This is a genomic window from Candidatus Magnetominusculus xianensis, from assembly GCA_001541255.1.
In the GTDB taxonomy this organism is placed as follows: Bacteria; Nitrospirota; Thermodesulfovibrionia; order Thermodesulfovibrionales; family Magnetobacteriaceae; genus Magnetominusculus; species Magnetominusculus xianensis.
In genome coordinates this window covers 1-24,291 of sequence record LNQR01000062.1, presented here as the reverse complement: position 1 = coordinate 24,291, position 24,291 = coordinate 1, and the positions used below count along the sequence as shown (strand labels likewise).

Genomic DNA, 24,291 nt, shown 5'->3' with positions numbered 1-24,291 from the left:
GCTGAATAATGGGAGCCGGATGAGCGGAGAGGTTCATGTCCGGTTCTGCGAGGGGCTGGGGGTGCAATTCCCCGGTCTACTCACCATACGAGAGATACTCAACCGATTGATGGAGTTGGTGCCGGAGGAAACGCTCCGTGGCAGGTATGTAAGGCAGGTGGAAGTCCTGTCGCAGTTAAGGGATTTACAGAACGAAGTATCTGAGGAGGCGGAAAACATGGCAATAGTATATGATATGGAAAGAGATATTAGATTTAGACAGGGCTTAGTTGAAGGTGAGCGAAAAGGCTTACTCGAAGGTGAGCGAAAAGGCTTACTCGAAGGTGAGCGAAGAGGCTTACTTGAGGGTGAGCGAAGAGGCTTACTTGAGGGAATTGAATTAGGACTCGAACTTAAATATGGTTCAGCCGGAGTTGAGTTGATGGATGTGGTTTGTATTATCCCTACTGTAGATAAATTGGAGGAGTTCAAAAACCTAATCAGAAGAGCTGATTCACTGGATGAATTAAAGCTGTTTTTGGGAAAAGCATATAAAATGCCCAATGGCGACTGAAGAATTCAGGGGAACGGGAGGAAGCGGTAATACCCTCTACATCAAAAGGATGCACATCATGGCGGTCATCCAGATAATATCAATGGGCAGGTGAAATTCACAGGATGTATCCAGTAAACACTCAGCCCTTGCCGGAAATTCGTCGTCCGTAAGCCACAAAATAAGCGTAACGGGAATCTTAGGGTAGGGATAGAGGACAACTGCCGCATCTCCATAGGCAGCGGCTGAACCTCCCAGTATATCAATCCCACTTGATAAAAACCCCTCTTTATTGGACTCATATTTGGCAGCAAGCCGTGCAAGGGGAAGCACATGTGAACCGCGAAAAAATAACTCCCCTCCGGTAAGATTCTGCGGCATAGCAAGCTGCCCTGTCAGGGCAATGTCCTTTGCGGCGTTAAGATACCAAAGGGATGAAAGCCTGTAAAAATCCCCGAGCCGATTAAGCAGGGCATCTCCTTCTGGTCTATCACACGTGATAGTCCTGTCTTTGGCATAAAAGTTAAAGTTCCAGTTAAAAGATTTAATTATATAACTGTTCGTTACACGGTCAAAGGACACCAATCCCCTCTTACATACATCGTCGGGGTCGTGACCTGACAACTGTTCCCAGCCCTTATCCTCACCGCCTGCCATATCATGGTATTATATTAAATTACTGATAAAAAAAGTAACCGTTTTTCAGGTACTTCTTCAGCGGGGTTCAGGATATTAAAAGGCAGGTCGAGATGTTGGAGTATTGACGCTGGTTGTAGTTGTGCTGTGCAGTACAGAGATAAAGTCTGGTTATTATATTAATAGGCACATTAACTATATACCTATAATAAGCAGATTAATATATATATTTATCTAATATACAACATACTGCCGACTTACTTATAAATAATAAAATACCACTGGCAAGGATTTTGCTAACGTTGGAAGTAATAGTTTTTCTATTGAATGTTACAGTACTTAAAGGGGACAGCGATATGAAGAAATTGTTTGGAGTCAAAGAAACTGTCGATGAGGCTGCACAAGTCAATACTGTTGTTGAAAGCAAGGGCGTAGCTGGCATTGCCAGGGATACCCGGGCCGCTAAGGATACCACCAGATATGAGGAGAAGTTAAACGCTGAAATAGCCCGATTTGAGAAAGTTGCGGGTACATTGTTCAGAAGGCTTGAGAAAAGCATTAAAATCCTTGAGGCTATCGAGGCCTCAGTTGACTCGAAAATAGCGCATTTCGAGAGACTCATTCAAATGGCCGATTCGGTAAACTACACCGACTGCGGACAGAACAGGCGCTATGAAGTGCTTGCCCTGACGGGGAAGGGACTCGGTATTGACGAAATCGCCAGTGTCCTCGGCGTCCAGCACGGCGAGATTGAGTTAATCCTGAATCTTAACAGATGAGGTATGGAAAAATATTCCTCATGGACAATAACAATTTTCCCGTTGGAAGCTCGGCAGCAAAGTCTGCGCATAGGGGGCAGGCTGTTTTTTGCATTGGCATAGTAATTGCAATAACTTGATCATGACTATAAAACATGTGAGGGAATGGTACAATGTATAAAGGAAGTTACATAGCGGCCTCGGGCATGGTTGTCAAACAAAGGCAGATGGAGCTTGTGTCGAACAACCTTGCAAACACTACCACATTTGGGTACAAGCAAGACAGGGTTTCCTTCAGGGATGTGTATATCTCTGAGATAAACGGCGTCCAGCAGCAAGGAGATCCCAGAGACATGACATACACAGACGTCTATTACACAGACCATTCAGAAGGGGCATTTCAGAGCACAGGCAATCCACTTGACGTTGCAATCGGGGGTAGGGGGTATTTTAGCGTAGAAGGTAATAAGTACACACGGGCCGGTAATTTCACGCTGGATGTAGAGGGTTATATTGTGACAAAAACCGGGGATAAGGTATTAGGGTCAAGCGGCCCGATACAAATACAGACTGGCAATGTCCAGGACATACAAATAGGCTCAGACGGTACCATATCTGTCGATGGCACAATAATAGATACACTTTCGGTAGTGGATTTCCCTGATACCAAAAACGTTATCAAGCAGGGCAATAATTTTTTTGTATCAACTGATCAGCCGGTAGAGTCAACCGCGACAGTCAACCAGGGGCATATAGAGTTTTCAAACGTAAATGTCATTCAGGAAATGGTCACAATGATAGAGTTGTTAAGGGAATACGAGTCACAGCAGAAAGTTGTACAGGCGTTTGACGATGCCACATCAAAGGTTACTAACGACATGGCGAGATTATAATGATAAGACAGTTAACCCTGAAGGAGGAAGTCATTAAATGATTAGATCTTTGTTTATTGGGGCGTCTGGCATGACTGCACAAAAGACCAACCTTGACGTTATCTCCAATAATATAGCAAACACGAGTACCTATGGTTTTAAGCTGGGCAGGGCAGAGTTCCAGGACCTGATGTATCAGGCAGTGCAGGCCCCCGGTGCCCCTACCGCAGTGGGTTATCCATCTCCTACGGGTATACAAATTGGGCTTGGCGTCATGCCAAGTTCAGCCGGAAAGGTTTTTAAACAGGGCGATTTCATTAACTCTAACAACGAACTTGACATTGCAATAGAGGGAAAGGGGTTTTTCCAAATTGCCTTGACAGACGGAAGTATCGCTTATACAAGGGCGGGTAACTTCAAACTTGACAGCACCGGCAGAATTGTAAATGACCAGGGCCTTGTCCTTCAGCCTGAGATGACAGTACCGACGGACACAGTATCAATTTCAATAGCCAGCGATGGCACTGTATCAGTCCTTCAAAACACGCAGACAACGGAAAGTCAAATAGGGCAGATAGAGCTAGGAAGTTTTGCAAATCCGGCAGGGCTAAAGGCCATAGGCAAAAATCTTTTCACAGAGACAGATGCCTCAGGCGCAGTAAATCTCTCAACCCCCGGACTACAGGGCTTTGGCACTCTTTCACAGGGATTTCTTGAGACCAGCAACGTAAACGTGATTGACGAAATGGTGAACATGATAGTCAGTCAGCGCGCATATGAGTTTAACTCCAAATCAGTGCAGACAACGGACGAAATGCTCCAGACTGCAAATAGTCTGAAGAGGTAATCAATGGCAGCACTATTACTAACAGCGCTACTGGCAGCATGGTCGCCTGAGATGGTTATCAGAGACCATATCCAGAGTAACTATCCATGGCCGGAGGTCAAACTCCAGATTATTGGAAAGAACAGGGAGCTGACCATGCCATTGCCAGACACTGTAACAGTGGTAGGCGGCAGTATCCCTGGCAGAGTAACCTTCAGGCTGAGCTCATCAACAGGCGAGAGCGCCTATGTCGAGGCAGCAGTTGAGGCCTATGACTGGGTGATAAGTAATCGCAGACCTATGTTAAAAGGTGAAGTGCTCACTTCAGATGATATATACAAGGGCATGATAAACATAAAAAATATACCCAAAGGCGCTATATCGTCAGAATCTGCCTGCCTGGGCAAGGTGCTTGTTTCCTCAATCGCTGTAAACCGCCCAATAACGGAGGGTCTCCTGGCTGACGAGAAGATTGTAAGGAAGGGAGATGAGGTGCGTATCGTAATAGATTCAGGGAAGTTTAAGATTACGGCCAGAGGGATTGCAAAGGAAGAAGGCGCCGAAGGCAAATATATCAAGGTACTCTGTCCCTCGACAAACAAGCTGATAACCGGCAAAATAGCTGGTGCACATATGGTAACTGTCGCAAATTGAGTGAGGTTAAAAACGATGCTTAAAATGATAAAGACAATATCTGCGGCAGCGCTTCTTGCGGCAGTGTGTGCTGGTTGTTCAACGCCTGCAAATAAACTGCCGGCCAAACCAGCCCCATATATATACGGCGGCGCTTCGGCACAGAGACCTGAAAACGGTTCTCTCTGGAACGACTCTGCAAGCCTGTTTGAAGACAGACGCGCCCGCCGCTTGAACGATGTCCTTATGATAAATATTGTTGAAAAAACTAAGGCAAACGCCAAGGAAGAAACCACAGGCAATAAACAGTCATCGTATAATTCGCTGTTGGCCAATTTCTTTAATGTAAATGCAAATAAACTTGGTCTCTACCCAAGCACCACATCTGTTGGAACGGCGTCGACCCCTCAATTAAATACAACAAACACAGATAAGTTTACAGGTAAAGGAGAGACTAAACACGAGGGTACTATCACCGCCACTATCAGCGCTAAAGTAGTTGAGGTGCTTCCAAACGGCAACATGGTCATAGACTCAAGGAAGGAGGTAACGGTTAATTACGAGACACAGTTCATTGTCATGCAGGGAATTGTAAGACCGGACGATGTTGACCAGAGCAATTCCATATCGAGTCAAAAGGTCGCCGATGTGAGGCTCTACCTTGTAGGCGACGGTTTCTTAGAGGAGCTTCAATCCCCCGGATGGCTTGGCAGGCTTTGGGGTTCACTGAGGCCATTTTAACAATGAAAACTGAGGTGATACTTTAATGAAGACATGGAAAACCATTGGTATAGTTATAACAACCGCCCTGTTTATTTTCTCAAGCGTTACGGGCGCATATTGTGAACGCTTAAAGGACATCTCATCTATTAAAGGAGTGAGGGATAACCAACTGGTAGGTTATGGACTGGTTGTCGGGCTTGGCGGTACGGGTGATAAAAAGGGTTCTATGGTGCAGAGTATCATCAATATGATGATGAAGATGGGAATTTCAGTAAATCAGAAAGATATAATATCAAAAAACGTGGCGGCGGTTATGGTGACGGCAGATTTACCGGCTTTCCCAAAGATAGGGAAAAAGATTGATGCAAATGTGTCGGCAATGGGCGATGCCAAAAGCCTGATGGGTGGAATGCTGCTTCTTACTCCGCTAGTAGGGGCAGACGGCAAGACTTACGCAACTGCTCAGGGGGCGGTCTCCATAGGCGGCATATATGTCTCTAAGGGAGGTTCTTCAGCACAGCAGAACTTTGCCACCGTAGGCAGGGTGCCAAACGGCGCTTCCATCGAGAAAGAGTTTGGTTACGACATTGCAAATTCAGAGGACATTACGCTCGTGCTGCGCGACTCAGACTTCACAACGGCAACAAACATCAGAGATGCGATAAACAAGCACCTGAGGGGCAACTTTGCATCCAGTCCTGACCCGTCGTCTGTTAAGGTCATTGTACCCCCTACGTATCAGGGAAACGTTGTTGAATTGATAAATAAACTTGAGGCGCTTGACGTAAGAGTAGATATACCGGCAAAGATAATCGTAAACGAGCGTACAGGTACGGTCGTCATAGGGGAAAGCGTCAAGCTCACCCCTGTTGCCATAGCTCACGGCGATTTAACTATTGAGATAACCCAGAATCCACAGCAGCTCACAGGCCCTCAGACCGAAATCAATGTAAATGCCGATAAGGCAGCCCTTACAAAGATTTCAGGCGCTACGTTAGGCGAGATAATCACGTCGCTCAATAAACTTGGTGTAACGCCGCGCGACTTAATCGCTATACTTCAGTCGCTTAAATCAGCCGGAGCGCTTACAGCTCAACTGGAAATACAGTAAGTTACTTGACACAGTTGTATTTTTCAGAATAATATATCTTCAAACGACATAAGACCGGGGGCCCTTTTATAAGGGCTTCTTCAGGAGGACATGCACATGAAGACAGCTATGGTAGTTATTGTAGTCTTAATAGTTGCCGCTGCCCTGACAACACCTGACACAGAGGCTGGCACGGCAATATACTATATGCCATTTTTCACCACAGATACGGCAAACCCTACGTACTGCTGGATTGCAAATAAATCTACAGGGAGTGCAACGGCTTCAATACAAATAATGACCAGCAACTCTTCGACAGCCCCAACACAGATACCATTAAGTACAACTTTATCTCTGCCTGCAAAACGTTCAAAAATGGTTACATTTTACAGTACAACTATTATTGCCGATTCCACTATTTTAGACATATCGTCCGAGGTTGGCTCCTCTGGTGTTCCAGTTGTTTACTCTGCCGATATAACCTTTAGTTCTACGGGGACGTTGAATTGTACCATGCTGGGTATGTCATGTTTTCAGGGCACTACCACCCCGAGACGAAACCTTGTCGGTTATACCTGCTATGACGGTACGTATTTTACGTATTAAAAGGGTAGGGTGGAGATGAGTCGCTTTACTAATCGACTGTGGCTGCTTAGTGTTTTTGTTTTGATTAGATTAATGAATGTAGCAGCCTGGGCAGATGAGCCTGCCGCGATTACGGCTGCTTTGAAAAACAAGGTAATATCCAATGGCGGCTATGACAGCTTAACGGCAAAGGCGAAAACAAACGGCTCAGTAAGAATTCTTGTTAAACTTGGTATAAAGTTTCAGCCGCAGGGCAGCTTGTCAAAGCTGGATGCCTCTCCGCTGAAAAAGGCGATTTTAACTGCCCAGGACAAACTGCTTGGGCGCTTGACGACCATCTCTTACTATAAGTATAAATATATCCCCTACATCGCCATGACACTCAACAGCGCTGCGCTTAACAGTACACTTTCAGCGCCGGAGGTGGAGTCTGTAGTGGAAGACGAGGTCTCTCCTCCCTCGGCAGTGAACTGGAATATCTCAGCCACAGGCGCTTCAACCGTTTGGCAGTATGGCTACGATGGGTCAGGCTACGCTGTCGCAATATTAGATACCGGTGTCGATAAAACCCATCCCATGCTTTCAGCAAAGGTGATAGCCGAGGCCTGTTATTCAACCAATGACTCATCGTCCTATGCCTCGTCACTCTGTCCAAACGCCGTGACAGACTTAACAACCAGCGGGGCAGCAATGCCGTATGCAGGGAACTGCCCAACCGGACTGTGCGACCATGGAACGTCGGTTGCCGGTTTTGCGGCAGGTAAAAATACAGGGGAGGCGTCCGGGGTTGCCAAAGGGGCAGCAATCATTGCTATGCAGGTATTTACGAGATTTGACTATGGATGTGCGACTTCCAATCCATGTTTATTGGCATATAACAGCGATATAATCAAGGGGTTGGAAAGGGTATATGAACTAAGCGCCGCTTATCCAATAGCCGCTGTTAATATAAGTACCGCGGGCGGTCATTTCGCCGCTAACTGCGATACCGGGTATGGGGCGATTAAGGCAATGGTCGATACCCTGCGTTCTGTTGGTATTGCCACAGTCAGCGCTTCCGGCAATCATGGCTATATCGATGGTATTAGCGGCCCGGCGTGTATTTCTACTGTTGTAAGCGTTGGTGGAACTACAAACGTTGATACAGTTGCCTATTTCTCTAACAGTGCATCTTTTCTGAATATACTTGCGCCGGCTTATGAGATTTCGGGTCCTGTCAGTAATGGAAGATATAAAGCCTGGAATGGGACTTCTATGGCCTCACCACACGTTACAGGGGCATGGGCTGTGTTAAAACAGGCAAGACCAGCGGCGTCTGTCTCAGATATCCTTTATGCCCTGGTAAGCACGGGGGTTTCTGTTTCAGACTATCGAAACGGTATCTATAAGCCGCGGCTTAACCTTAGTTCGGCATTACAAAAACTTGCAGGGACGCTTGTGTACTATATGCCGTATTTTACCACAGACACGGCAGCTCCCACATACTGCTGGGTAACTAATAAGAGCGCTTCTTCTGTCGCTGCCTCGATACAAATAATGTCCGGGAGTTCAACAACCGTTCCAACTCAACTGCCCCTAAGCAAGACGATTTCCTTAGCAGCAAAGACATCTAAGATGATTACATTTAGCGGGACGACTATCACCGGCGGGGATACCTCGATAGATATATCATCCGAGATAGGCTCAGTGGGGGGTACGGCCTACTCAGCCGATATAACATTTACATCCGGCATGGCAATAAACTGCAGCCAGTTAGACATGTCGTGTTTTCTGGGCACGACTTCACCTAAGCGCAACTTAGTGGGGTATACCTGCTATGACGGCTCCTATCGTAATTATTAGACCGGCAGAGTAACTCTTAAACAGGAAAATATTACGCGGCGGCAGGAATTATTTTCCTGGTATGTGTTAGTAAGATTGGCATAAAAGAAGGTATCTATGACTATGGCATGGTAATTGCATATTAATATAGAGAGACTGGGTCATTGACCCTCTCAGAGACAAAGAAGGCACAAAGGTGGAGCATGGATACAGTAGGCGCATTAGATTCATTTAGAGGTATAGAGACCTTGAAGGGTAAAAAAGACAGCGGCACGATTGAGGCCGTTTCAAAAGAAATAGAATCAGTGTTTATGCTTGAGTTGATAAAGACGATGAGAAAGGGTTTAGGCACAACGTTTGGCAAGGGGCTTGGCGGCGATGTCTACATGAGTATGTTTGATACAGAGCTGTCGCGTACGTTATCTAAGCGAGGCATAGGAATCGGAGAGGTATTTGCTAAGGAGCTGACGCGGCTGTCTGAGAAAACTGACGGCAAAACCCAATCAGACTTAAAGAAGTCTGTAAAAAGTACCGATAGAGCTTTATAAACCATGTGCGGGTTAATTAAAACTACGTACTGGTTAGCAAACTTTCAGGAGGTAACATATGAAGATTAACAGCAGTGTTCCGCCAGAGGTAAAGCAGGTATACGGTACAGTAAAGAAGGTTGATAAGACAATGGACACAGGCGCAGCAGCCCCGGCAAATAGCGCCGACAGCGTAAAACTCTCTTCTGACGCGCGTGCAATCGAGGAGATGACAAGGGCGATTGCCCAACTTCCCGATGTAAGGGACGATAAGATTAACGAAATAAAAACATCTATCAGCAATGGTACCTATACTATAAATCCCAGCGAAATAGCTGGAAAAATACTGAATGAGATAGCGTGAAAACTGCTAATGACATAAAGAAGGTACTCAGCCTTCAAATCGAAGGATATAAGGTACTCTTTGAACTCTTAAAACAAGAGCGTGAGAATCTTATTGACTTCAATGAACAAGGTGTTGAGACCCTTGCAAAAGAGAAGTACACGCAGACACTCAAACTGAGGCTGCTTGAGGAGGAAAGGCTAAGGCTGATGAAAAAGCTTGTGACAGAGATAAACACTTGCCAGTCAATAAACGGCCGTAAGTTGTCCGTAGATATGAATATAAACACACTGGCCGAGATAACCGGCGATTCAGACTTCAACGGGATAAGGACGATGTTAAAATCTCTGCTGCAAAGCATAGATGAACTAAATGAATTTAATAAGGTATTGATAGATAGATCTCTTAAATACGTAAGAAACAACATTAATTTTCTGAATCTGCATGGAGTAAATCCCACTGTTGGCAAAACCGGGGTTTTCCTTGCGAAGGAGGCTTAAACATGGGACTGCTGGCATTGATGAACGTAGCTCAGTCTGCATTATCGACAATGGGTCAGGCTTTAACCGTTACGGGTAATAATATATCCAATGTTAATACCCCGGGGTATAATGTGCAAAATGCAATTTTAGAAGTGAATAACCCCAATACAGCGATTATGGGCGCATCAGGGACTGGTGTAAAATTAGCGTTGGTACAAAGACAATATGATGGTTTTGTACAAGCTCAGATGCTGCTTGAGGAGCAAAACAACGCTAAACAGAGCGTTCTTCAAAGCACATACATGCAGATAGAGGACGCAATGAATGATCAGAAAGGCGCAGGGCTCTCGGCTTCTATAACCAGTTTTTTTAATGCGTGGCAGGACCTCTCTACAAACCCGGAAACCCCTGAACAAAGGACAGTGGTCATAGCTGACGGCAAGAACATCATCACTCAGGCGCAGCAAATTGAGAGCCAATTTAGCAATATAGACGCATCCATTGGCAAGTCCATGCCCGATGACATAAAGCAGGTAAATGATCTTGCCAGACAAATTTCTAGTTACAACGTAAGCATAGCGCTGGCAGAAGGTGGCAGAATTCAGCAAGCAAACGACCTGAGAGACAAAAGGCAGGCTGCATTGACCCAACTCGCCGGACTAATAAATTTCACCACCTTGGACGATAAATCTGGCGCTATTACCGTTACCGTTGGTGAGAGAAACCTCGTAGGCGTTGGTGACATCGTTAATCCCATAACGATGCAGAAGCAGGTTGACGGTAAGATACAATTAAACATAAATGGAATAGACCAAACCTCAAAGATAACAGGCGGAAAGATTGGCGCAGAGCTAGAGCTTAAAAACAGCGGTAAGGGCGGGCTGCCTGCCGCATTTGCAGGACTGAGAAGCACCATAGCGGCAATCACAAACATGGTTAACTCTATCCAGACCAGAGGCTATGACCTCAATGGTCAGCAGGGAGGAAATTTCTTTAATCCCCTTTCAGTATATACACTAAACAAAAACAGCTCTACGGCCTCAGTTACCTCAGCAGTTATCATAGACATGTCTGCCATTACGTACAAGGAATACGAGGTGCGCTTTACCGGTAATGACAACTACCAGTTGTATGACATAAAAAATAACACATCGACAAACGGCACTCTGACCGGTAATTCGCTTACCGTCGATGGAATGCAGGTAACATTCGCAGGGGTTCCTGCTGCTGGTGATGTGTTTAAACTCTCACCTATTGCTACTGCAATAGGCAGCGGGAGAGTCAACCTCACAGACCCAACGCAAATTGCAGCGTCAAGCTCCCCTAGCGCCATTCCCGGCGGCAATGGCAATGCCCTTGCCATGGCAGCCCTCGGTGACCAGGTAAATCCAATGTTGTCCAATAGTACGATAATCGAATACTACGCATCAGTTGTTACCACGATTGGCAACTATGCCTCAACAGCAAATGTTAATCTGACATTCTCAACAAATATGTTGAGTCAACTGAAAGAGCAAAATGCCTCTATCTCAGGGGTGTCTTTAGATGAAGAGGCAATGAGTCTGGTGCAATATCAGAAATCATATGAGGCAGCGGCTCAAATTGTAAATGTCACCAGTAGTTTGCTGGAAACATTGGTCAATTTAGTAAGATAACGAGGGTGAAATAATGAGAATATCAAGTTTCATGTACATAGAAATGATGAAGAAGAGCTTTCAGGACAGCGTTTCTCAGCTCTTTGACTCGCAGGAACAACTGTCTTCGGGGCTGAAGATAAACAGACCGTCCGATGACATCTCTGCCATGGGTCAGATTCTGGGTTATAAGGTGGATATAGCAAATACCACCCAGTATCAGAAAAACATAAGCGCTGCTCAGTCGTTTCTTCAGACTTCTGACACATCAATGTCCAGCGTAGTGGAGAACCTTCAGCGTATACAGGAACTTATGGTAAGCGGCGTAAACGGCTCTACCGATGCCGCTGGCAGGCAGAATATTGCCGCAGAGATTGCCACAATAAAAGAGAGCCTCTACTCCCTGTCCTTAACACGTTTGGGAAACCGGTATTTATTTTCAGGCAGTCAAACCTACACTGCCAGCTTTGCCCTGACAGGGGCAGCAGCATCCGCTGGCGGCTTTTATACATATCAGGGAGACAGCACACAGACAAGCGTTAACGTAAACAGTACCGCACAAGTTATTGAAAACATCAGCGGTTCTGACGCCTTTGCATTTTCTCTTGACACTACGCTTTCGATACGGCTGACAACTGGCAGGTTTGCCCATTACATCCCGACTGCTGGCCCGTCTAACAGCAACATGCCAAGCGCTATTGCAGTAAACATAAGTAACTCCAGTTCGCCAACTGCGGTGAGCCTTGAACAGGTCTCCTTTTCAAACTACATGGACATGGTTAATATAATTGAAACCGCGTTTAATAAAGATGACGTTGATATGATAAATGCGATGATGAAACCCCTTCTAATGTCTCTGGACAAGGTCGTCACCGTAAGGGCGACTATTGGGGCGAGGCTCAACTTTCTACAGCAGACGATTAATAATAACGATAACAACAATGTCGATCAGTCCACGTATTTATCAAACGCTCAAGATGCAGACATTGCAAAGGTCGCAACAGATATATCAAAATCAGAGGTAGCCTTGCAGGCGCTTAGACAGTCATCGGCTCAGGTAATGTCTCAGACCTTGTTTGATTTTCTGAGCATAAGATAATCTGGGATTTTTCCAACAGATATGGTATACTAAGGCAGTAGAGCTTAGTGAGAGCCTGGATGCTCTCAAGCAGAAAAAAGGATAGGGGGCAAGATGCTCGTATTGACACGGAAGTCAGAAGAGGCAATAAAGTTAGGTGACTCTATTACAATTACAGTAGTAGAGATTAAAGGTAACAAGGTAAGGCTCGGTATAGAAGCGCCGCACGGTGTCAGGATATACAGGAATGAGCTGTATGAAAAGATAAAAACTGAAAATATCTTGTCCATGGGTCTGACAAGCGGCGAGTTCGAGAAGATAAAAGATGTGCTGCAACGATAATAAAGTCAAATTCAAGACATCGCGCTTTGGGTCTATTGAGGTAAATTCTGACAAGGTAATCTCATTCCCTGATGGAATTGTGGGATTCTCGTCGATTAAAAGATATGTACTGATTGACCACAAGGATACAGTGCTGAAGTGGCTTCAGGCAGCAGATGACCCGGATGTGGCCTTCATTGTTGTAGAGCCTACGGTGTTGTTACAAAATTTTAACATGTCGCTTGACCCTACTACAAAGAGATTCCTTCAATTAGAGAATAATGATGACCTAGTGACATTAGTAATCATCAGGGTGGAAAACGAACGTGTTATCGCTAATTTTCATGGTCCGCTGCTCTTTAATGCATCGCTTAAAGTAGGCGTTCAAGTCGTGCTGGATAAGATATAAGCCTTCGATATTATGAATACTTGCAGCGCTCGATTTAAAACGGGGAGTATCGGGTGAACATCAACGTAGTCGTAAATAAGGGCGAAAGTGTTGTACTTCTGGCAAGGCCAGACGGCAAGCCGATTTCCCTTGTCTCAGGTGATGCCGTTAGCGCTGATGTCATTGATATAATAGACTCTGGTCTTGTAATGCTCCGTATAACCCCTCCGCTAGGTAAGAGCGAAGATACGCAGGGGGCTGTTCTGTTAGCCAGGACAAATGTTCCATTAAGCGAAGGCGACAGAATTACCCTTAAAGTAATGGGTGGCGATAAAGAAATAAACCTTAAATTTATGGGCTTTGAATCGCCTCAGTCTCCAGTTTCTGCGGTCACAACCGCTGCCTCACACACAACTACTCCCGTGCCGGTGGTCACAACTGACCCTGCATCTGCCCCAGCACCAACAGTAGTTACCGTAGCACAAAAAGTCCAGCTCTTACTTTCTGAACTCACGGGCGCGCGTCTTAGCTCATCAGATTTCCAGGCCTTGCATAAGATATTAACTGACATACCGTCCAGTGTAAAAAACAAATATCCTGAGTTCAAAATGCTTGAGTCTCTGATTCCTGATATGGAACAGCTCAATGCACAAACCCTGAGGGCGTCTGTTGAGGAATCAGGCATACTGTTTGAGACCAATGTAAAACAATCTGCCATACAGGAGCTTGACAACGCACCTGATGTCGTGTTGGCGAAAAACACGCTCAATGCCATCGTCCAAAAGGCCGTTGAAGGATTTCAGAATCCACAAACCGAAGGGCATACGCGTATATTTTTAAACGATTTGGCGTCTGTAACATATAAAGGGATTCAGGGTTTAACCCCCGGCAATGCCAGTGATACACTCAATATGCTCAACCATGCAATTGATGACTGCCTGGCTGTTGTAGCCCAGGACAAGGACATGCACACAAACTGTAACTGTGGCGATGTGTTGAGCGCTGTAAAACAAAAACTTGAAGCCGCTTTACAACCCCAGAGTTCCATGAATGACAATATTATTACAACAGTGCAACAGGGTAAACCCCAGCCCGCTAGTGTCAGCGTTGACTACAGCGATGTGTTGAGCCCTGTGAAACAAATGAAACAAAGACCTGATGCATTAATAACACCCCAAAATTATCCCAAAGACGAAGTGACTGCGATGTTGGAACAGGGCAGACCCCACAACGCAAGCGTTGACAGCAGCGATGTGCTGGCCGCTGTAAGACAAAAACTTGATGCGTTGATAACACCTCAGATTTCCCCTAAAGATACTATGATAGTAATGGCAGACCAGGCTAAACCCCACCAAGTCATAGGGGCTGAGGGCAGCGATGTGCTGACCCCAAGACCCGATGCCGTTACTGTAACTCAGGCTCCCCCAAAAGACGATGTTACAGCAGCCCTGACTGCGACAAAAGACAAATCAATTACGCATCACGTTTCTCAGACTGAAGAACACATAAAGGTTCCACTAAATATGGACAACGACCAGAAGGCACTGCTCCTGAAAATCAGAACTATATTACAAGACGATATGATGGCTGATGCACTAAAGTATTCTCCAGCCAAGCATGATGAGTTATTGGACACAGTCGAAAAATTTATTAAAAACATAGAGTACTATCAACTAAGCTCACGCGCTAATGATATGGTGTATACATATTTACCATTTTTATGGAACGAACTCAGAGACGCTGAGTTGATGTTTAAGAAGAATAAGTATCATGCAAAGAAATCGTTTACCTGTGATATAAATCTTGACCTTGACAGGCTGGGGAAAATATCAATCTCGGTAACGACATCAGACGGTGGATTCTTTGTCTCTTTTAACGCAGAAAAAGATAAGACCAAAGACCTCATATCAGAAAACAAGGGTGAACTCGAAAAGCGATTCGCGGCAGTCGGCCTCACCCTTAAAATAATCAATGTTGGACAAAAAAGCAAGCTCGACTTTGCCGAAAAAGCCCCTTCCGGCGGTCTGGACTTGCGGATTTAGGCAGGGCAGGATATGGAAGATAAACAGAGAAAGGCGGCAGCGCTAAACTATCAATCGGGCGCTGCGGCAGTTCCACGTATAACGGCAAAAGGCTCCGGCGCTGTGGCAGATAAGATTATTGAAATAGCAAAGGCACACGGTGTCCCGATTAAAGAAGACAAGCAGTTGGTAGACATCCTCTCAGCCCTTGATTTATATCAGGAGATTCCACAGGAACTATATAAGGCAGTGGCAGAAATACTTGCGTTTATTTATAAGTTAAGCAAAAAGCCCGCCCCGGCAAGTCCACCCCCACAATGGCCTGTCTGAATTGTAGTAAGTATTAAGAAAAACTTGAAATTTGAGAGAAGGATACCTTGACAAAATGTTTGCAAAAGTATACACTTACAATAGCCTAAGCAATTAGGCCTATGGATTGCTATGTGGATTGCTATTATGATATGTGACATAACATGGGAAGAATACTAAATGATGCGAAGAGACAAAGGCAATAGCGATAATGGATAAAAAGATACCCGATCTGAAGTCAGGTCTGAAACCAGGCCTGAAAAAGAAGCCGCCCTGTCCAGCGACAATGGCATTTGAGGCCTTTGCGAAGGCGTTTGAAGGGTTTGAGCAAGTAAAAGTCGAGCGGACGAAGTGCTGGGAGTACTTCAAATGCGGGTTGGATAAGGTTGGGTTACACAGGTCAGGGCAGTGTTCTGCGTTTACGAAATCAGCCGGAAGGCGTTGCTGGCTGGTTGCAGGTACCCTAAGCGGGACTGAGCCGGAGTGTGAAATAGCTCAATCGCTGAAAAGCTGCAAAGAGTGTGAGTTTTATCAGAAAGTAAAAAAGGGCGAGATATAACATTAACGGCAAATGAATCACTTTTTGGCCGGAAATAAGATAGCACAAAAGCGGGCGCGAAGAAATGGCGGGTCAGCCGCAAAACTAAAGTTAATGGCGTTAATAGACAGATTACAGGTATTAGCAATACGGCGTTGCACGGGGAGCAGTTGTTTTCAAAATCCAGCAAGGGTGCCTTTTTGACAGACAAGACTGCCGTTATTTCAGACGGAGGTGCAGTCGTGCCCACAGGCGGGGGTGCTGTTGTGTCTGATATTCATATTGTAGTTGATGCATCGTGGGGCAAGTCGTTTCTTAAGATGGCTGATGAGCTGATTGCCATATCTAAGGCTACGGAGACAGAGTTCCTTGAGCTTGGAGCGAGCTTGCAGGATTTTTCTTTTGCATGTATTGAAAATTCCTCAATGGCCGGTAATCTGGTAACTGCAATAGAGAGCGGGAGCGGTTTTAACGTACATTCTTTAAAGGAGCTTTTTGAGAAGGTTTATACAGAAATAGAGACATCTTCCAATCTGATACTCGAAGGCACTAAAGAAATGAACCTTATCATAGATGACCTGCATAAAGTAATAGATATGGAGGAGTTCTTCAGGAAACTGTCAAAAACCATATCTATCATAGGCACATTGATACGTATCGAGACGGCACGCGTGGGCAATGCCGAGTTTAATATCATGACAGACCTGGTGGATACGCTTGCAAGGCAGATATTAAAAGGGACAGATGAGATTATAACGTCTGTGAAGTCGGCAAGCCTTGGTGTGGCAGATGTAAACGAGCAGCTTGCGCCATTCATAGAGACTGCAGGAAGGGAACTCGATTCTGTTAAGAGCCGTGTAAATGTAATACTTGGCGAGCTGGACACGATGTCAACACAGGCAAAGTGGCTCTGTGAGAGGATAAGCAACAGGGCATATTCAATTTCGCCCGAGGTTGGAGAGGTGGTTGCCTCGATTCAGTTCCATGACATAACGCGTCAGCAAATAGAACACGTATCCGAGGCATTTCACGATATTGAGGCAAAGATTGCAACATTCGACTCTGAAGATGAAAACGGCAGGTTCATCTTGATAAGATGGGTAACCGAGGCGATAAAGATACAGGTAGGCCAGCTTAATTTTGTTCAGAATGAGACACAAAAGGCCGCCGTAACCATTTCGAACTCCCTGTCGAAGGTGTCAGAGTTATCAGAGGCACAGGCCGAAGACGCCATAACGATAACAGCGGAGGAGGAATCCGGCAATAACAAGATTTCACTGGTAGGAACAGCCCTTGACGCCCTCGTAAAGGTACTTGTTGCTGTCAACGATATGACGGTAAACCTGCTGGAGTCAATTAAGACAACCAGTACAAACATACAGGGGATGACTGGCCATGTAGCAAATATAGAGTCGATAAGCGAAAACATGAATCTCATGGCAATGAACGCGATGATAAAGGTATCGCGCGTGGGTGACGCTGGAAGGGGGCTTGGGGTGCTTGCCAACGAAATAAGCAATCTATCTACAAATGCCAATCTCAAGATAGCGGACTGCGCAGGCCTGATAAGCTCGATACTTAATAGATCAGCCCGGATTAAGACATACCTGTCAGAAGAGTTGACCTCTCGTTTAGATACATCAAAGACAGTTGCCGAGCAAACACGCCTGGCCATTGAGGGGGTCATGGAACAGGACAAGGAAGTTATCGCGTCGATGAATAAGATATCGGCAAGCGCAGCGCAGTTAAAGATTGATATAGAAAATGTCATAAAAAAAATCAATTTCAGCAATATAATAGCAACTACTGTTACCGAGGTATTAGCCGAGCTTGATAGAATACTTGGCGAAGTAATGGCGACAATTCCTGGTCATATACACGACGATGTGAACTTTGCGCCTGATTTAAAGGATATGTTAAGCAGATATACAATGAACTCAGAAAGGGCAATTCACTCTGGCGCCACTGCCGCGGGAGGCGATGGTGGTGATTTATGGGGAGAAGGCGCCCCTAAATCTGAGGACGGGGCAGGGGATAATTTCGAGTTGTTTTAATAGTTAAGTTGAGTTATATTGAGGAGGCGACTAAATGAGTAATTTTCAGTTAAGTAAATCCGGGGAGCTGAAGATTTCTGGCGACGTAACCATAATGAATGCCGCAGCAGTAAAGGACGCGGTGCTAAACGCGCTGAAAAGCTCAAAAAATGTTACATTAGATATAAAAGGCGTCGAGGGAATAGACTTATCCTTTCTCCAGATATATTTTGCGGCAAAGCAATCAGCCGAGTTGCTGAAGAAAGGGCTGTCGCTGATAAATCCGCCGGAAGGGTTTTTGAATCTTATAAAAGACGCCGGATTTGGTCATTGTTTTAATTTCCCAAAAACGGAGGGGGCTAATGAGTAAGGTGATAATGACAGTGGATGATTCGGCGAGTGTGAGGCAGATGGTTGCCTTCACGCTAAAAGGCGCCGGGTATACGGTAGTTGAGGCCGTCGATGGCAAGGATGCCCTTGCTAAACTTGCCAACACACAGATAAACATGATGATAACGGACTTGAACATGCCGAACCTCGATGGAATAGGCCTGATAAAGGGTGTCCGCGCAATCCCAGCCTATAAGTTCATACCAATAGTGATGCTTACAACCGAATCGCAGGACTCTAAAAAGCAGGAGGGTAAGTCTGCCGGGGCGACTGGATGGATAGTAAAACCATTTAAACCTGACCAGCTCTTAGCGGTCGTAAAGAAGGTGCTTGGATGAGCGAAGAAGATGATGGTCTAGACGCAGGAAAAGAGGCCTTTAAGGAAGAGGCAGCCGAGCTTCTGACAGAGCTTGAGACTTCACTGTTAGAGCTTGAGGAACATCCAACTGATGAGGATCTGATAGGGCGCGTATTTCGTGCCATGCACACGGTAAAAGGCTCCGGTGCGATGTTCGGGTTTGATGACATAGCTGAGTTCACTCATGAGGTGGAGACGGCCTTCGACATGGTCAGAAACGGCAAACTTGCCGTAACAAAGGAGTTGACTAACCTGACCCTTCGTGCGCGTGACCAGATTCGCACCATGATAGAGGCTTCAGAGGGCAAGGCAACCGTTGACCATAAAATCTCAAAATCTATAATCGACTCCCTGCAGTTGTTGACAAAGGGCACTGCTGCCGGTTCACCATCAGGGCATGAACCTGCTGCCCAAAAACCATCTAAGTCTGCCTCAGGAGACGCCTCTCACTCGGTTACATATCGGATAAGATTCAAGCCGTTTGCCGATCTTTTCGTAACAGGGACAAACCCGATATTGCTGATTAATGAGCTGCGTCAAATGGGAAGCTGCATGGTAGTAGCCCAAATAGATGCTATTACACGCCTTGAGGAGTTCAATCCTGAGTCATGCGCGACATATTGGGACATCATACTGACGACCACTCTTAGTACTAACGCCATAAAAGACGTATTTATTTTTGTTGACGACATGTGTGATTTACACGTTGAGATAGTTGACGAAGAAGGAGAATACGACGAGGCCGAAGGGTATATGAAACTCGGCGAGATTCTGGCAGCACGCGGCGATGTGAAGATAGATGAGTTGAAAAAACTCTTAGGCAAGCAGAAAAAAGTTGGAGAGATACTGGTTGACGCTGGTATTGTGGACAGCGGGCACATAGCCTCTGCCCTTGCCGAGCAGCAGCATATAAAAGAAGTCCGCGAACAGCGGCAGAAAACAACTGACACTGCGGCAAGCATAAGGGTGCCTTCAGACAAGCTCGACAAGCTGGTTGACCTTGTCGGAGAGCTGGTTACGGTACAGGCCAGACTGAGCCAGACTGCAATCATACATGGCGAGGCAACACTGACCTCGATATCCGAAGAGGTTGAGCGTCTTACGTGGGAACTAAGAGACAGTACGATGAGCATAAGAATGCTTCCCATCGGGTCAACATTCAGCAAGTTTAAGAGATTGGTGCGCGATCTTTCAATAGAATTGGGCAAAGAGATACAGATGACTACAGACGGGGCAGAGACCGAACTGGACAAAACAGTTATAGAAAAGTTGAATGACCCGCTTGTGCATATAATAAGAAACAGCATAGACCACGGCATAGAAAGGCCGGATATAAGAGAGGCTGCCGGGAAGTCTAAAATGGGCACAGTGCATTTGTCAGCAGGACATTCCGGGGCAAACGTACTGATAAAGATAGAAGACGACGGGGCTGGGCTTGATAAAGAGAGGATATTAAAAAAGGCCATAGACAACGGCCTCATAGCGCCGGATGCCGAATTGTCGGAGAAAGAGATATTTGGGATGATATTTGCGCCTGGTTTTTCAACCGCTCAGAAGATTACGAACGTCTCGGGGCGCGGCGTTGGGATGGATGTCGTAAAGAAAAACATAGACGCGCTGCGCGGCTTAGTTGAGGTAAAAAGCAGGAAAGGCTCAGGGACGACAATCACATTGAGGCTTCCCCTTACGCTTGCCATAATAGACGGTCTGCTTGTGAAGATAGCTAATGAGGTATTTGTTATCCCGCTGGCAGTCGTTGAGGAGTGCGTGGAGCTGTCCAAAAAAGACATCGAAAGGACACATGGCAGGCATGTATCAAACGTGCGCGGCATACTGATACCGTATATACGACTGAGGGAACACTTTGTCATCGAGGCGGAAGAGCCGGAAATGGAACAGATAGTAATCACGGAAGTCGATGACAAAAAAGTCGGGTTTGTTGTAGATTATGTAATAGGGGAACATCAGACGGTGATAAAAAGTCTGGGTCGTGTGTTTAAAGACATAGCAGGGATATCAGGGGCAACTATATTAGGCGACGGCACGGTGGCACTTATCCTTGACGTCCCTACACTTGTGCGTTCTGTGGAAACACATGAGCCGGTGACGGCAGATGCCGCCGGGTAAAACGATAAGATAAAGCGATAATATAAAAAAATGGGAGGTACCTGAAAATGGCAACAGCGACAGCCGAAGCTACACAGTATTTGACATTTAAACTTGAAGAAGAGGTGTTTGCCCTGGATATATCAAAAGTCAGAGAGGTCCTGGAGTTCAGCAGCGTAACGAAGGTACCGCGGACGCCTGAGTTTATGCGCGGCGTGATAAATCTCAGAGGAAGCGTCGTACCGGTGGTTGATCTGAGGTTGAAATTCGGAATGACCCGCACTGAGAAGACCGTAAACACCTGTGTTATAATCGTGGAAGTGTCGTTTGAGAATGAGTCAATGGTTCTTGGTGCACTGGCTGATTCGGTGCAGGAGGTAATAGAACTGGAACCGGAGAAGATAGAGCCTGCCCCAAGTATAGGGATGCAGTTGAGGACAGACTTTATAAAGGGTATGGGCAAGCGTGACGAGGAGTTTATAATCATCCTGGAAATAGACAAGATATTTACTGCCGAGGAGTTGGCCTTTGCTCAGGAAGCAACTCAGGCGGCCTAATGGCATCTGAGATAGATGATGTAAGACACGAAGCGGCAGTTTTATCTGATAAGGTGTTCCGCCGTCTGAGCGACTTTGTGCAAAACGAAGTAGGTATAAAAATGCCACCGGCGAAAAAGACGATGCTTGAGGCACGCCTGCAAAGGAGACTACGTAAGCTGGGCATAGGCACGTTCGAGCAATACAGTGATTACGTATTCAGCCCGAAGGGCACAGAAAGCGAACTAGTTCACATGATAGACGCAGTAACGACAAACAAGACAGATTTTTTTCGTGAACCCAATCATTTTGACTATTTAACCAAACATACCCTTCCAACACTTAACGAAGTAAACGGCGCTGGTGTGATGCGCCCGCTGATGCTCTGGAGCGCCGGCTGTTCAACTGGTGAAGAGCCATATACGCTGACAATGGTACTAAGTGAATATGGAGAGAGGGCAGGCGGAAGGTTCAGCTTTATAATTATTGCAACTGACATTTCAACAAAGGTGCTGGATAAGGCAAAAGAAGCTATATACGAGGCGGAGAAAATAGAACCTGTTGCAATGCCATTGAGAAAAAAATACCTGCTCAAAAGCAAAGACCCTGCAAAACAGCTTGTACGCATTGTGCCGGAGCTAAGGCGGTGTGTAAGATTTCGCAGATTGAACTTCATGGATGACGACTTTGGCTTCAGAGAGACAATGGACGTCGTATTTTGCCGAAACGTGGTAATATACTTCGATAAACCGACTCAGGAGCGGCTTTTAAAAAAGTTCGCAAGGTACTTAAACCCTGGCGGTTATCTGTTCATGGGGCATTCGGAGACGATAGGCGGCTTAAACGTACCATTTACACAGGTGGCGCCGACCATATACAGAGTCAAGAAATGAAATTTATGGAGATGGGTTTACCGCTGGTTTTTCTCAAGCCCGGCGAGGTTTATGTAACCGAGAAACCGGCGCTGATTAAAACTGTGCTGGGGTCTTGTGTATCTGTAACGCTGTTTGAACCTGGGCGGTGTGTTGGCGCTATGTGCCACGGGATGCTCCCAGACTGTGGCGGTAAGGGTTGCAGAGATTGTCCGGAGAGATTAAAATTCGTTACGTGTTCTGTTAAATATATACTGAACAAGATGCAAGAAAAGGGTGTAAACGCGCGGAACCTTGAGGTAAAGGCCTTTGGCGGGGGCGATGTACTCACTTATAGAGACAACAACACAAAGGCATCAGTGGGAAAACAAAATATAGAAGCGGCATTAAAAATACTTGACTCTCTGGGACTTGAACCGGTGACTTCTGACCTTGGGGGCGATAGAGGGCGCAAGATTTTTTTTAACACTCTGACAGGCGAGGTCTTATTGAAGAAATTAAGAAAGACAGCAGTAGAATTTGTTGATTAATATCATAAATATTATGATATATTAATAATATATTAAATAACAGCGGTAAAAAAGGTGGGCAATGAAAGATAGAGTAAAAGTACTTATAGTGGATGATTCAGCAATTGTGCGTCAGACGTTGTCGGATATACTGTCCTCTGACCCGCAGATACAGGTAATAGGTACTGCTGCTGACCCATTTGCAGCGGCAAAGAAGATACAAGAAGAGCTGCCTGACGTAATCACGCTGGATGTGGAAATGCCGCGAATGGACGGCCTGACTTTTTTAAAGAAGTTAATGAGCCAGCATCCAATCCCTGTGGTGATGTGTTCGTCGCTTACGGAAAGCGGTTCGGAGACTGCACTCAAGGCGATGGACCTTGGCGCCGTAGAGATAATAACCAAGCCGCGAATGGGTACGAAGCAGTTCATCGAAGAGTCAAAAATGGTAATCTGCGACATAGTGAAGGCGGCGGCCTCATCGAGGCCGAGGCGGATTTCAGCGGTAAAGACAGAAAAAATGGTTGCCCCAAAGCTGACGGCAGACGCGGTACTTGAAAAGCCAACATCGAAGGCGATGATTCAAACAACAGAAAAGGTAGTAATCGTGGGTGCGTCAACGGGCGGGACAGAGGCACTCAAGGTATTTCTGGAAGAATTCCCCACGAATAGTCCGGGTATTGTTATAGTCCAGCACATGCCGGAGCACTTCACTGCCGCATTTGCAAAGCGGTTGGACGGCATCTGCCGAATCTCAGTGAAAGAGGCGCAAGACAATGATACAGTGGTCAGAGGGCTTGCCCTGATAGCCCCTGGCAACAAGCATACGTTGATAAAAAGAAGCGGTGCGCGTTATCACGTAGAGGTTAAAGACGGCCCTCTGGTAAGCAGGCATCGCCCGTCGGTGGATGTGTTATTTCGTTCGGCTGCCAGATATGTCGGCAAAAATGCTGTGGGTGTCATTATGACCGGAATGGGAGACGACGGCGCTCGCGGTATGAAGGAAATGAAAGATTCCGGGGCAATCACCATAGCACAGGATGAGGCATCGTGCGTGGTATTCGGAATGCCAAACGAGGCCATCAAGCATGGAGGCGTAGATAAGGTAATGTCGCTTGATAAGATAACCCGTGAGGTTCTCAGGCTCTGCAACACGTAAGTCAGTTGTGTTGTTTCACAAAGACATGTGTGACAACACTAAGTTGCTGAGAAAATAATAACGCTATGGAGCCAGTTGTAAAATGAATAAATATGCCCCGTTTATGTTCGACCTTAAAGAATGGATTCCCGTTTTCCAGACTGTGTCATAATAGCACCCCCCTTTCTTTTGAGGGGTGGGCGTAGCGGCTAGGCAGCTGGGGTATTTTAAA

General features: G+C 45.9%; 28 protein-coding genes. 27 read left to right on the top strand and 1 reads right to left on the bottom strand.

Features of this window, described 5'->3' with window-relative positions:
* On the top strand, positions 1-553 hold a 553-nt coding region (locus tag ASN18_RS08750), incomplete at its 5' end, for a FliH/SctL family protein (protein WP_236861621.1).
* A gap of 36 nt (positions 554-589) precedes the next feature.
* On the opposite strand, the gene ASN18_RS08745 is transcribed toward ASN18_RS08750, so the two are convergent.
* Positions 590-1,189 (bottom strand): DUF3786 domain-containing protein, encoded by a 600-nt coding sequence (locus tag ASN18_RS08745; RefSeq protein WP_085052367.1) that lies wholly within the window; start codon positions 1,187-1,189, stop codon positions 590-592.
* A 281-nt stretch (positions 1,190-1,470) separates the two neighbouring features.
* On the opposite strand from ASN18_RS08745, the gene ASN18_RS08740 reads away from it, so the two are divergent.
* From ASN18_RS08740 to ASN18_RS08615, 26 genes are all read left to right on the top strand, one after another.
* A complete protein-coding gene (locus ASN18_RS08740; RefSeq protein WP_236861620.1) occupies positions 1,471-1,947 on the top strand; it encodes a hypothetical protein in 477 nt (158 codons plus the stop codon).
* Positions 1,948-2,099: 152 nt separating this feature from the next.
* Positions 2,100-2,819 (top strand): flagellar basal-body rod protein FlgF, encoded by a 720-nt coding sequence (gene flgF, locus ASN18_RS08735; RefSeq protein WP_085052365.1) that lies wholly within the window; start codon positions 2,100-2,102, stop codon positions 2,817-2,819.
* A 37-nt stretch (positions 2,820-2,856) separates the two neighbouring features.
* A complete protein-coding gene (gene flgG / locus ASN18_RS08730; protein WP_085052364.1) occupies positions 2,857-3,645 on the top strand; it encodes a flagellar basal-body rod protein FlgG in 789 nt (262 codons plus the stop codon).
* 3 nt (positions 3,646-3,648) lie between these two features.
* Positions 3,649-4,278: a flagellar basal body P-ring formation chaperone FlgA gene (gene flgA, locus ASN18_RS08725; protein WP_085052363.1), complete on the top strand. Its 630-nt coding sequence runs from the start codon at positions 3,649-3,651 to the stop codon at positions 4,276-4,278.
* Positions 4,279-4,293: 15 nt separating this feature from the next.
* A complete protein-coding gene (locus ASN18_RS08720) occupies positions 4,294-4,998 on the top strand; it encodes a flagellar basal body L-ring protein FlgH (RefSeq protein ID WP_085052362.1) in 705 nt (234 codons plus the stop codon).
* A 25-nt stretch (positions 4,999-5,023) separates the two neighbouring features.
* The gene (locus ASN18_RS08715) at positions 5,024-6,091 is read left to right on the top strand and encodes a flagellar basal body P-ring protein FlgI (protein ID WP_085052361.1); all 1,068 of its coding nucleotides are present in this window, start codon (positions 5,024-5,026) and stop codon (positions 6,089-6,091) included.
* A gap of 96 nt (positions 6,092-6,187) precedes the next feature.
* The gene (locus tag ASN18_RS08710; protein ID WP_085052360.1) at positions 6,188-6,676 is read left to right on the top strand and encodes a hypothetical protein; all 489 of its coding nucleotides are present in this window, start codon (positions 6,188-6,190) and stop codon (positions 6,674-6,676) included.
* A 72-nt stretch (positions 6,677-6,748) separates the two neighbouring features.
* A complete protein-coding gene (locus ASN18_RS08705; protein WP_236861619.1) occupies positions 6,749-8,497 on the top strand; it encodes a S8 family peptidase in 1,749 nt (582 codons plus the stop codon).
* Between the two features lie 182 nt (positions 8,498-8,679).
* Entirely contained in the window at positions 8,680-9,024 is a 345-nt protein-coding gene (locus tag ASN18_RS08700; protein WP_157072898.1) for a rod-binding protein, read from the top strand.
* Between the two features lie 58 nt (positions 9,025-9,082).
* The gene (flgM, locus tag ASN18_RS08695; protein WP_085052357.1) at positions 9,083-9,367 is read left to right on the top strand and encodes a flagellar biosynthesis anti-sigma factor FlgM; all 285 of its coding nucleotides are present in this window, start codon (positions 9,083-9,085) and stop codon (positions 9,365-9,367) included.
* Complete coding sequence (gene flgN / locus ASN18_RS08690; protein ID WP_085052356.1) at positions 9,364-9,846, top strand: flagellar export chaperone FlgN; 483 nt, start codon at positions 9,364-9,366, stop codon at positions 9,844-9,846. Before flgM ends, flgN begins: the two co-directional genes overlap by 4 nt.
* A 2-nt stretch (positions 9,847-9,848) precedes the next feature.
* Positions 9,849-11,483, top strand: a complete 1,635-nt coding sequence (gene flgK / locus ASN18_RS08685) for a flagellar hook-associated protein FlgK (RefSeq protein ID WP_085052355.1) — start codon at positions 9,849-9,851, stop codon at positions 11,481-11,483.
* 13 nt (positions 11,484-11,496) lie between these two features.
* Positions 11,497-12,561, top strand: coding sequence for a flagellar hook-associated protein FlgL (gene flgL, locus ASN18_RS08680; RefSeq protein WP_085052354.1), 1,065 nt, complete (start codon positions 11,497-11,499; stop codon positions 12,559-12,561).
* Positions 12,562-12,654: 93 nt separating this feature from the next.
* Complete coding sequence (csrA, locus tag ASN18_RS08675) at positions 12,655-12,882, top strand: carbon storage regulator CsrA (RefSeq protein WP_085052353.1); 228 nt, start codon at positions 12,655-12,657, stop codon at positions 12,880-12,882.
* On the top strand, positions 12,866-13,270 hold the full coding sequence (gene fliW, locus ASN18_RS08670) for a flagellar assembly protein FliW (RefSeq protein ID WP_085052352.1): 405 nt from the start codon (positions 12,866-12,868) through the stop codon (positions 13,268-13,270). Before csrA ends, fliW begins: the two co-directional genes overlap by 17 nt.
* Before the next feature lie 53 nt (positions 13,271-13,323).
* A complete protein-coding gene (fliK, locus tag ASN18_RS08665; RefSeq protein WP_085052351.1) occupies positions 13,324-15,291 on the top strand; it encodes a flagellar hook-length control protein FliK in 1,968 nt (655 codons plus the stop codon).
* A gap of 12 nt (positions 15,292-15,303) precedes the next feature.
* Positions 15,304-15,600, top strand: a complete 297-nt coding sequence (locus ASN18_RS08660; protein ID WP_085052350.1) for an EscU/YscU/HrcU family type III secretion system export apparatus switch protein — start codon at positions 15,304-15,306, stop codon at positions 15,598-15,600.
* Between the two features lie 190 nt (positions 15,601-15,790).
* The gene (locus ASN18_RS08655) at positions 15,791-16,138 is read left to right on the top strand and encodes a two-CW domain-containing protein (protein WP_085052349.1); all 348 of its coding nucleotides are present in this window, start codon (positions 15,791-15,793) and stop codon (positions 16,136-16,138) included.
* Positions 16,139-16,317: 179 nt separating this feature from the next.
* Positions 16,318-18,171 (top strand): methyl-accepting chemotaxis protein, encoded by a 1,854-nt coding sequence (locus ASN18_RS08650; RefSeq protein WP_157072897.1) that lies wholly within the window; start codon positions 16,318-16,320, stop codon positions 18,169-18,171.
* 34 nt (positions 18,172-18,205) lie between these two features.
* Positions 18,206-18,520, top strand: a complete 315-nt coding sequence (locus tag ASN18_RS08645; RefSeq protein WP_085052347.1) for an STAS domain-containing protein — start codon at positions 18,206-18,208, stop codon at positions 18,518-18,520.
* Positions 18,513-18,878, top strand: coding sequence for a response regulator (locus ASN18_RS08640; RefSeq protein ID WP_085052346.1), 366 nt, complete (start codon positions 18,513-18,515; stop codon positions 18,876-18,878). Before ASN18_RS08645 ends, ASN18_RS08640 begins: the two co-directional genes overlap by 8 nt.
* Positions 18,875-21,025: a chemotaxis protein CheA gene (locus tag ASN18_RS08635; RefSeq protein WP_085052345.1), complete on the top strand. Its 2,151-nt coding sequence runs from the start codon at positions 18,875-18,877 to the stop codon at positions 21,023-21,025. The genes ASN18_RS08640 and ASN18_RS08635 overlap by 4 nt, the downstream gene beginning before the upstream one ends.
* A gap of 47 nt (positions 21,026-21,072) precedes the next feature.
* Positions 21,073-21,561 carry a chemotaxis protein CheW gene (locus ASN18_RS08630; RefSeq protein WP_085052344.1) on the top strand — a complete coding sequence of 163 codons (489 nt, stop codon included), beginning with the start codon at positions 21,073-21,075 and terminating at the stop codon, positions 21,559-21,561.
* Positions 21,561-22,433, top strand: a complete 873-nt coding sequence (locus ASN18_RS08625; RefSeq protein ID WP_085052343.1) for a CheR family methyltransferase — start codon at positions 21,561-21,563, stop codon at positions 22,431-22,433. Before ASN18_RS08630 ends, ASN18_RS08625 begins: the two co-directional genes overlap by 1 nt.
* Positions 22,430-22,942: a chemotaxis protein CheD gene (locus ASN18_RS08620; RefSeq protein ID WP_085052342.1), complete on the top strand. Its 513-nt coding sequence runs from the start codon at positions 22,430-22,432 to the stop codon at positions 22,940-22,942. Before ASN18_RS08625 ends, ASN18_RS08620 begins: the two co-directional genes overlap by 4 nt.
* A 61-nt stretch (positions 22,943-23,003) precedes the next feature.
* A complete protein-coding gene (locus ASN18_RS08615) occupies positions 23,004-24,080 on the top strand; it encodes a protein-glutamate methylesterase/protein-glutamine glutaminase (protein ID WP_085052341.1) in 1,077 nt (358 codons plus the stop codon).
* The last annotated feature ends 211 nt before the right edge of the window (positions 24,081-24,291 follow it).